This window comes from Roseateles sp. (genome assembly GCF_031397715.1).
Lineage (GTDB): Bacteria > Pseudomonadota > Gammaproteobacteria > Burkholderiales > Burkholderiaceae_C > Paucibacter_A.
In genome coordinates this window covers 1-2,137 of the sequence record NZ_JANNMI010000286.1, presented here as the reverse complement: position 1 = coordinate 2,137, position 2,137 = coordinate 1, and the positions used below count along the sequence as shown (strand labels likewise).

At 60.8% G+C, this 2,137-nt stretch carries 2 protein-coding genes; both read left to right on the top strand.

The window, feature by feature from the left end; all coding sequences use genetic code 11:
• The coding region (locus RMO57_RS12560; RefSeq protein WP_310387083.1) for an NADH-quinone oxidoreductase subunit L at window positions 1-1,320 on the top strand (1,320 nt) is incomplete at its 5' end.
• Between the two features lie 18 nt (window positions 1,321-1,338).
• Window positions 1,339-2,137: NADH-quinone oxidoreductase subunit M (locus tag RMO57_RS12555; RefSeq protein WP_310387082.1), on the top strand; the 799-nt coding region annotated here is incomplete at its 3' end.

Genomic DNA, 2,137 nt, shown 5'->3' with positions numbered 1-2,137 from the left:
CTGCATGTCTGGCTGCCTGATTCGATGGAGGGTCCGACACCGATCTCCGCCCTGATCCACGCCGCCACCATGGTGACGGCCGGCATCTTTATGGTGGCCCGCATGAGCCCCTTGTTCGAGTTGTCGGACACCGCGCTGAATTTCGTGCTGATCATCGGCGCCATCACCGCCTTGTTCATGGGTTTCTTAGGCATCATCCAGAACGACATCAAGCGCGTGGTCGCCTACTCGACCTTGTCTCAGCTGGGCTATATGACGGTGGCCTTGGGCGCCTCGGCTTATTCGGTGGCGGTGTTCCATTTGATGACGCATGCCTTCTTCAAGGCCTTGCTCTTTCTCGGCGCCGGCTCGGTGATCATCGGTATGCACCATGACCAGGACATCCGCAATATGGGTGGGCTGCGCAAGTACATGCCGATCACCTGGATTACCTCCTTGCTCGGCTCACTGGCCCTGATCGGCACGCCGCTGTTCGCTGGTTTCTACTCCAAAGACAGCATCATCGAGGCGGTGCACGCCAGCCATCTGCCGGCGGCTCAGTGGGCTTATTACGCGGTCATCATCGGCGTCTTCGTGACCGCGTTCTATTCATTCCGCATGTATTTCCTGGTTTTCCATGGCAAGGAAAACTTCCGCCACAAGCCGTTTCCTCCAGAAGACGCCGGTGAGCATGATCACCACGACGATCATGGCCACCACGAGCCGCATGTGCCGCACGAATCGCCTTGGGTGGTGACCGCGCCGCTGGTCTTGCTGGCGATTCCCTCGGTGGTGATCGGCTTCATGACGATTCAACCGATGTTGTTCGGTGACTTCTTCAAGGATGCGATCTTCGTCAATCACGAGGTGCACCATGCAATGAAGGAGTTAGCGCACGAGTTTCATGGCGCCGCCGCGATGGCCCTGCATGGACTCAGCACGCTGCCGTTCTGGCTGGCTCTGGGCGGCGTGGTGACGGCCTATGTGTTCTATATGGTGGCACCAGGCATCCCGAAGACGATCGGCCGCGTCTTTGCGCCGGTCGTCAATGTGCTGGAGAACAAGTACTACCTCGACTGGTTCAACGAGAACGTGCTGGCCAAGGGCGCCCGTGGCCTGGGCCTGGCGTTCTGGAAGGGCGGCGACGGCGCGCTGATCGACGGTGTGTTGATCAATGGCTCGGCGCGTGCGGTGGGCCGGCTTGCGGGTGCGGCGCGCCTGGTGCAGACCGGTCATTTGTACTGGTATGCCTTGGTGATGATTCTGGGCGTGCTCGGTTTGATGACATGGCAGCTGTGGCCCTTTATATGGCCCCAATTCAAGACCTTGGCTGGTCTTTGAGCGCGGGCGGAGATAGATATGTTGCTTAGTCTTGCCATTTTTCTACCCATCGCCAGCGGCCTGCTTCTCTTGGCACTGGGCCGCGACGACCAAGTCAAGGCCGTGCGTTGGCTCGCGCTGCTCGCCGCCTTGGCCTGCTTCGCCGTCACCTTGCCGCTGATCAGCGGTTTCGACAACACGACCGCCGCGATGCAGTTCGTCGAGAACCAGCCCTGGATCGAGCGCTTCAACGTGCGCTACCACCTCGGCCTCGACGGCATCTCGATGTGGTTTGTGCCGCTGACGGCCTTCATCACCGTCATCGTTGTGCTCGCCGCCTGGGAGGTCATCGACACCCGCGTCAACCAGTACATGGGCGCCTTCCTGATTCTGTCGGGCCTGATGATCGGCGTTTTCTGCGCGCTGGACGGCTTGCTGTTCTATGTCTTCTTCGAGGCGACCCTGATCCCGATGTACATCATCATCGGCGTCTGGGGCGGCCCCAAGCGCGTCTACGCGGCCTTCAAGTTCTTCTTGTATACGCTGGCCGGCTCGCTGCTGATGCTGATCGCGCTGCTCTATCTGTACTTCCAGTCGGGCGGCTCGTTCGACATCCAGACCTGGCACAAGTTGCCGCTGGCCGGTGGTGCGCAGACCTTGCTGTTCTTCGCCTTCCTGGCCGCCTTCTCGGTCAAGGTGCCGATGTGGCCGGTCCACACCTGGCTGCCCGACGCCCACGTCGAGGCGCCCACCGGCGGCTCGGTGGTGCTGGCCGCCATCATGCTCAAACTCGGCGCCTATGGTTTCCTGCGTCTGTCCATGCCCATCGTTCCGGATG